Source organism: Micromonospora sonneratiae (assembly GCF_042679305.1).
Taxonomy (GTDB): domain Bacteria; phylum Actinomycetota; class Actinomycetes; order Mycobacteriales; family Micromonosporaceae; genus Micromonospora_H; species Micromonospora_H sonneratiae.
This window is the reverse complement of record NZ_JBHTMP010000126.1, coordinates 1-6,846: the sequence shown is the minus strand read 5'-3', so window position 1 is coordinate 6,846 and position 6,846 is coordinate 1. Positions and strand designations below refer to the sequence as shown.

The 6,846-nt window shown below is 67.2% G+C and carries 8 protein-coding genes; 3 read left to right on the top strand and 5 right to left on the bottom strand.

Features of this window, described 5'->3' with window-relative positions; translation table 11 throughout:
* Window positions 1–430 precede the first annotated feature (430 nt).
* Window positions 431–706 (top strand): hypothetical protein, encoded by a 276-nt coding sequence (locus ACFQ4H_RS34305; RefSeq protein WP_377579368.1) that lies wholly within the window; start codon window positions 431–433, stop codon window positions 704–706.
* Window positions 691–1,017: a hypothetical protein gene (locus tag ACFQ4H_RS34300; protein WP_377579366.1), complete on the top strand. Its 327-nt coding sequence runs from the start codon at window positions 691–693 to the stop codon at window positions 1,015–1,017. Before ACFQ4H_RS34305 ends, ACFQ4H_RS34300 begins: the two co-directional genes overlap by 16 nt.
* Before the next feature lie 536 nt (window positions 1,018–1,553).
* On the opposite strand, the gene ACFQ4H_RS34295 is transcribed toward ACFQ4H_RS34300, so the two are convergent.
* The 5 genes from ACFQ4H_RS34295 to ACFQ4H_RS34275 form a co-directional block, all read right to left on the bottom strand.
* Complete coding sequence (locus tag ACFQ4H_RS34295) at window positions 1,554–2,213, bottom strand: response regulator (protein WP_377579364.1); 660 nt, start codon at window positions 2,211–2,213, stop codon at window positions 1,554–1,556.
* The gene (locus ACFQ4H_RS34290) at window positions 2,201–3,475 is read right to left on the bottom strand and encodes a sensor histidine kinase (protein WP_377579362.1); all 1,275 of its coding nucleotides are present in this window, start codon (window positions 3,473–3,475) and stop codon (window positions 2,201–2,203) included. Before ACFQ4H_RS34290 ends, ACFQ4H_RS34295 begins: the two co-directional genes overlap by 13 nt.
* Window positions 3,476–3,583: 108 nt before the next feature.
* Window positions 3,584–4,411, bottom strand: a complete 828-nt coding sequence (locus ACFQ4H_RS34285) for a CPBP family intramembrane glutamic endopeptidase (protein ID WP_377579360.1) — start codon at window positions 4,409–4,411, stop codon at window positions 3,584–3,586.
* Between the two features lie 240 nt (window positions 4,412–4,651).
* Window positions 4,652–4,891 (bottom strand): hypothetical protein, encoded by a 240-nt coding sequence (locus ACFQ4H_RS34280; protein ID WP_377579358.1) that lies wholly within the window; start codon window positions 4,889–4,891, stop codon window positions 4,652–4,654.
* 170 nt (window positions 4,892–5,061) lie between these two features.
* Window positions 5,062–5,940: an alpha/beta fold hydrolase gene (locus tag ACFQ4H_RS34275; protein WP_377579356.1), complete on the bottom strand. Its 879-nt coding sequence runs from the start codon at window positions 5,938–5,940 to the stop codon at window positions 5,062–5,064.
* 106 nt (window positions 5,941–6,046) lie between these two features.
* Between ACFQ4H_RS34275 and ACFQ4H_RS34270 the strand changes: the two genes are divergently transcribed.
* Window positions 6,047–6,846 (top strand): AfsR/SARP family transcriptional regulator (locus ACFQ4H_RS34270; protein ID WP_377579354.1); only part of this gene is annotated, 800 nt, incomplete at its 3' end.

The following is a 6,846-nucleotide window of genomic DNA, read 5'->3' as shown; positions in this document are numbered from 1 at the left end:
CCCGAAGCTCGGCCCGCTCATCCGACGACATCTCCACCGACACAGCCAACCACAACACATCTCAAGTAAAGACATCGGGATCACGAGACACTAGATCAACTAACGCTCCTGATGTGCACCCTCAATCATGCCAGGCTTCCCGCCTCGGGGAATCTCTCCGGCAGCTCCCGACTCGGACCGACGATTCGAATCGGCGGCACCACATAGAGGGGCATCTACCCGGAACCCCATGAGCCATCGCCCAGAAACCAATCCACGTCGACTGACCCATCTCCGCGCACCACCCGACCATTCCAGGCCGGACAGGTTCAGCATCCCACCAGCAGTCGAAATTGAATTTTCCTCAATACGCCTATCACCACTTCTGGCAGCATATATTCCTTTCCAACCAGATTCACCACTACGTAATACGACGTGTTACGCTCGCTACGTGGAGCAGTTCAACTGGACAGACGCTGCGCTCACACACCTGAAGGGGGTAACGCTGACCGATGTCGCCGACGTCCTCTACGCCCCAGCGTCAGATCAACTCACCCGAAGACTCTCCACCAACGGACGCATCGTCATGGGTGCTACTGAGTCAGGAACCTTCGTCGCGGTGCTCCTGATCCAAAGTTCAGAGATCGCCGATCTCTGGAACATCTCGTTCGCCCGCACCATGACACCGCCCGAGATCAAGGAGTGGCACCGATGGAAGACGCAATGACCGAGCAAGAGATGATCAACTACCTAAAAGACAACGACCTGTCGAATCTGATCCGCACCGGCGAGCCTGCCGAGGTGACGCCACCAGCGGCACGCGAGATCATGGCGGTACGCACCGTGCGCCTCCCAACCTCGGTGTACGACGAGCTTCTCAAAGTCGCAGAAGAACAGCAGATCGGCACGAGCGTCCTAATGCGACAGATCATCGAACAGTGGGTCGCCGCGCGACAGGCACCATACAAGGCAGAGGCTGTGGTGCCGGTGGCAGAGCTTGTCGAGTTCCTCAACCGGACCGCCCGCCCAGCCGCATAGGCCGCCTTTCGAGGTGCTGAGCCAACGGACGCTGAGGCTGGGCGAGGAGTTTCCAGCCTCGCCCAGCACCACACTGAGTTCACCTACTTCGAGATCTTGTGCATGCTTCCAGCAATTAACACAACCGCCACCGCGAGCCCTTCAGCGGCATACGCCGCAAGCCCAAGCCCCGCTGAAGCCAAGGATCACCGCCCATCTGAGCGGCAAATGACTCGGAGGCGGCTCCACCTCCGGACACTCTGGCCGACCGATGGCTCCCTGATCTACTGCCATGTGATTCCTTCCACTCATTGAGCCGATGGGACGGAATCTGGTGGCCCTTCAGGAGCATCGAGGATCGCAACCAGCTCGGCGGCGGCAGTCGAATCAACCTGCTGGAGTTGCGCCCGGTCTTCGGAGCGGGCGAGGATCGCAACCTCTGGTGGAGTGAATCGCCAACGCCTCCCGTTCCAGGCTGATCAACCCGTCCGTACGAATCCGTACGTCGGGTTCAGCCTGCTTCCCACATTCCCGCAGCCGAGCCTGGACACTCGCAGTCAGATACGCCGTCGGGCGTCTTCGAGGTAGCGCAGGACGGCGGCGACTCGGCGGTCCGCACGGTCGGTAGGTGCCAGGTCCAGCTTGGCGAAGATGCTTCGGATGTTCTTGTGTACGGCATTTTCGGTGACGAAGAGACGTTCTGCGATGGCACTGTTTCCGAGTCCTTCGGCCATCAGCGCCAGCACCTCACGTTCCCGAGGGGTGAGGCGTTCCAACGGTGTGGCTGGCCGGGTCCGGGTCAACAACTGGGCGACGACTTCGGGGTCCACTGCGGTGCCCCCGTTCGCCACCCGGTGCAATGCGTCAAGGAACTCCTGCACCCGCCCGACCCGCTCCTTGAGCAGGTAGCCGAGGCGGGAGCTGCCCTGGGCGAGTAGTTCGGTCGCGAACGCCTGCTCGACGTACGCCGACAGCACCAGCACGGCCAGGCCCGGCTGCCGGCGTCGGGCCTCGACCGCCGCGACGATCCCCTCGTCGGTGTGTGTCGGTGGCATCCGGACGTCGACGATCGCCACGTCGGGCTTGTACGCCTCGATGGCGGTCAGGAACTCGTCGGGTGTGCCGGTGGCGGCCACCACGTCGAGGGACTCCGCCTGTAGCAGTAGCGTAAGCCCTTCCCGTAGCAGCAGGTCGTCCTCGGCGATCACGATCCGCATGGCAGGCTCACCGTCAGGGTAGTTGGTCCGTTGACCGGGCTGACCAGCTCGAACGTCCCGTCGTGGGCTTCGACGCGGCGGCGGATGCCGCTGAGCCCCGACCCGCCGCGCTCGTCTGCTCCGCCGTGGCCGTCATCGCTGATCTCCACGGACAGCCGGTCCCCACGGCGACGAAGCTTAACGGTGGCGTTCTCAGCCCCGCTGTGGCGGGCGATGTTGGTGAGCGCCTCGGCGACCACGTAGTAGGCCGTGGCCTCGACGGACACCGCGCACCGGTCTGACCCTTCGGCATCGATACGGCAGTTCACCGGAGAGTCGGCGGCCAGGGCGGTGAGGGCGTCGGCAAGGCTGCGCTCGGCCAACACTGGCGGCAGAATGCTGCGTACGACGGCGCGCAGCTCGGCAAGTGCCTGCTCGGCGGCGTCCTGGGCGCGGTCGATGATCGCTTCCGCGTCGGACGGGTTGCGTCCCAGTGTGCGCCGCGCCGCGCCGAGCAGGACGTTGACGGCGACCAGCCGGTTCTGGGTGCCGTCGTGCAGTGACCGTTCGATCCGTCGCAGCTCGGTGGCGTGTGCGTCCAAGGCGGCGGCCCGGGTCGCGGTCAGTTGCGCGACCCGGATCGTCAGGTCGGTGTCAGGGTCGGGTGACAGGAGGCGTCGACCGGGCCAGGCCTGGAGCCAGGCCATGCCCGGCATGACGGCGATGACGATGACGAGCCATCCCAGGCCGATCAGGCTCACCAGGAACGTGTCCGGCACATCGCGTACGTGCACGAGGCCCAGGCTGTCGCTGGCCTCGTCCGGTGGTAGGAGGTACCACCACAGCGGGAACGTGCCGTTGGTCACCGCGTAGAGGGGAAGTGTCGCCCCGAACAGGCCAAGGAACAGGCCGAGCGTCGCGTGGCAGAGCACCCAACCGAGTTCCCTTCGTATGGCGGGGTCCCGTAGGGCGGTGGCAAGCCGGGCCGGCACCGGCTCCGGACCGATGATCTCCGGCCCCCACCTGGAGAGCCGGGCGCGTTCCCGGTCGGCGACGACCTGTAGCACCCGCAGGGCGACGGGCAGGAGGAGCAGACCGATGCCGACGAGGCAGGTCAGTGCGGCAATGACCAGGAAGAGCAGTGTCACCATGGCCAGGATTCCGGTGCCCAGGCCGCCGACGAGGTGTTCGAGGCCGTCCAGAGCGGCGCGGGCCCGGGTAGCCGCCGCCCGTTGCCAGTGTCGTTTCCTGGCGGGCGATGGAGCTTCGCGGACGTCGATCATAGAGCCTCTTGCAATCGATAGTTCCCTACGCCTTGGAACCCGTTGGACATTACCTGACCTGCCCGGCCGTACCGCATTCACCGGCCGGGCACGGTCATTCTCGGCGTCTCATCCAACGGCCGGCGTCTCGCGTTTCTCCGCCGGTCGGTCGCCGAGGCGTCCACGGGTGGCGAGGAGGGTTACGAGTGCCGCTGTCACGGAGGCCAGCAACACGACGCGGGCCGAACTCTCGGCATTGGCGTCCGCTGGGAACATCTCCGCCCAGGCCACCGACATGAAGGTGTTGATGCTGACGTGCAGCAGCATCACCACCGGCAGGCTTTCGCCGGTCCGGTTGAAGACCCAGGTCATCACCACGCTGATGCCGATCGCCCCGGCCAGGAACTCGCCGACGGTCAGCCAGGTCGTGTTCGGCCAGCCGCCCCATTCGCTCAGGAACAGCGGAAGGTGCCAGATGCCCCACAGCGGGCCGAGAATCATCGTGCCTACCAGTGCGTTGTACCGCCGCTGTAGGCGCGGCGTGGCGAAGTCCCGCCAACCGGGTTCCTCGGCGACGCCGGTGGTGAACATCTGGATGAGCAGGACTGGCAGGTAGGCCGCCAGTACCGTAACGGGTGGTAGCTGGACGGCTCCGTCGAAGAGTGCGACGGAGGTGATGACCAGTGCGGCAGGCACACCTACAAGAACGGACAGGTACCAGCGCCAACTGATCCGCCATTTGAGCATCCGGCCAACCCAGCGACGAAGTCCGGGCCGGCCGTCGGCGATCGCGGTGACGACGAACGCCGACGTGATCGGGCCGAGATAGGCACCGGGTAGAACGCCGAGAAACTGTGTGGTGCCCAGAATCGCGGGGAACCGGAAATCGAGGATCCCCAGCCCGGTGGCCGACAGAATGTACGGGGTCCAGGCTGCCCAACTCAAAAGGTAGGCCATCACGAAGAAGCTGAGCAGCGGGCGACGGCGAATGAAACCTCGAATTCCGGTGTCATTTGGCCCGGTATCGGGGACCGGTCGAGCATCGGTTGCGACCATGTTTCCTCCCAGTGAACCTCTTGCCTTCCACTGAGGAGTCCATCAGTCACTGCCATTCGAGGTCTCTACCGTGGACAACCGAATCGCGGTACAGCCAGGTGTACCAGTGCTGGCGGGAGCACTGTTCCGTACCGATAATTTTCATCGACGCCGGTGCCGGTAGTGATGGACGATCAGCCCGGTGGCACAGGTCAGGGCGATCAGTCCGAATCCGGATCCGATGAACATGTTGATGTCGGCTGCCGATGACACCACGTTGGCGGCAACGCTGATCACCAGGGCCAGCCACAGCAGGGGGCGAACGGCCCTGCCCCGGGCGGTCGCTGGCGGTGCGGGCCGAGGTGCCTCCGGCCCCTCTGAGATCTGGTACGGATCGGACACGACGTGCTCCTTAGGCTACGAACCGCTCGGTAACCTCGACGCTAGGAGCCGCAGCCGTCGGGGACGATCCAGCCAGCGAGTCAGCTCAGGTACAGCAGGCTGTACCAGGTGCCACCGCCACCGCCACCGCCCCGGCGCAACGTCGAGGCGGTGTGGTGGTGGCGGGCCGGTCAGAGGGCGAGCAGTTCGCGTAGTCGCTGGACGATCTCTGCGGGGGCCTCTTCGGCCATGAAGTGGCCTGCCGTGGTGGTGTGGTGGCGCAGGTCGTCGGTCCAGGCCTGCCACAGGGCGGCGGCGTCGTAGCCCAGGGCCGCCCCCCAGTCCTGCTGGATGACGGTGACGGGCATGCGGAGCCGGCTGCCCCGGGCCCGGTCGGCGCTGTCGTGTTCGACGTCGATGCCCGCCGAGGCACGGTAGTCGGCGACGATCGAGGGGACCGCCGCGCGGGAGGCGGCGAGGTAGATCTCGCGGATCTCGGCGGGGAGCGCGGCGGGGTCCGCCACCCACTGGTCCAGGAAGTGGCCGAAGAACGCGTCGGGCGCGGCGCTGATCATCTGCTCGGGCAGGCCGGGTGGCTGGGCCATGAGGTACAGGTGGAACCCGACGGCGGCCGAGGCTCCCCGCATGACGTCCCACATGTCCAGCGTCGGCAGCACGTCGAGGCAGGCGAGATGGGTGATCGTGTCGGGGTGGTCCAGGCCCGCCCGGAACGCCACGAGGGCGCCTCGGTCGTGGCCGGCAAGCGCGAACCGCTCGTGGCCGAGGGCCCGGGCGAGTGCGACCAGGTCGGCGGCCATCGTGCGCTTGGAGTAGGTGTCCGGGCCGGTTTCGGCCGGCTTGTCGCTGTCGCCGTAGCCGCGCAGGTCGGGGCAGATGACCGTGTGGTCGGTGGCGAGGTCGGCGGCAACGTGCCGCCACATGAGGTGCGTCTGCGGGAAGCCGTGCAACAGTATGATCGCCGGGCCCGAACCGCCGACGGCGGCGTTCAGCGTCACACCGTCGGCGACGGGGACGCGGTGGTAGGTGAAGTCCTGGATTACGGGTAACACGTTCTCTTCTCCTCGGCGGGCCGGGTCGATGTCCTGACCTCCTCAGCCTGCCGGGCACCGATGAGCATCCGATCAGCGTGCGAGTGATGGGCGGGAAGGCAGGCCGATGGACGTCCGTCTGGGGGTTCTCGGCCCGGTGGCGGCCTGGGACGGCACGGGAGCGGAGATCTCCCTGAAGGGTCCGAGACACCGGGAGGTCCTGGCCCGGCTGATCGTGGCCCGGGGCCGGGTGGTGCCGGTCGACCTGCTGGCCGACGACCTGTGGGAGGCCCCTCCCGAGGGCGCGGTCGGCGCGATCCGGACGTTCGTTGGCGCGTTGCGTCGGGCGCTGGAGCCGGACCGGCCGCCACGCACCCCGCCCCGGATGATCGTCACCGTCGGGCCCGGCTACGCGCTGCGTGCCGGCCCGGACGCCGTCGACGCCTGGCGTTTCGAGAAGGCCGTCGAGGCCGGGGAACCGCCCGCGCGGCTGCTCCCCGTACTGGACTCCGCGCTGTCCCTGTGGCGGGGCCCGGCCTACGCCGAGTTCACCGAGGCACCGTGGGCGCGGCCGGAGCGGACCCGGCTGACGGAGTTGCGCCTGCGCGCGGTGGAGCGCCGGGCCCAGGCCCTGCTGGATCTCGGCCGTGCTGCCGAGGCGGTGCCGGATCTGGACGCGCACGCCCACGGACATCCCTGGCGGGAGGAGGGATGGCGTCTGCTGGCGCTGGCGCTCTACCGGGCCGGCCGCCAGGCCGACGCGCTCGCCGTACTGCGCGGGGCCCGCACGGCGCTGGCCGAGCAGTTGGGCCTGGACCCCGGTCCCGGGCTGCGGGAACTGGAGGCCGACATTCTCCGGCAGGCCGACCTGCTGGCCGGTCCAGTCGACGCGGCGGCCCGGGTGTGGGCGAGCGCCACGGCCGCCCA

Excerpts from the sequence above, each read along its gene's own strand:
- ACFQ4H_RS34300 (WP_377579366.1), top strand. The coding sequence starts at position 691 with ATGGAAGACGCAATGACCGAGCAAGAGATGATCAACTACCTAAAAGAC.
- ACFQ4H_RS34295 (WP_377579364.1), bottom strand. The coding sequence starts at position 2,213 with ATGCGGATCGTGATCGCCGAGGACGACCTGCTGCTACGGGAAGGGCTT.
- ACFQ4H_RS34290 (WP_377579362.1), bottom strand. The coding sequence starts at position 3,475 with ATGATCGACGTCCGCGAAGCTCCATCGCCCGCCAGGAAACGACACTGG.
- ACFQ4H_RS34285 (WP_377579360.1), bottom strand. The coding sequence starts at position 4,411 with ATGGCCTACCTTTTGAGTTGGGCAGCCTGGACCCCGTACATTCTGTCG.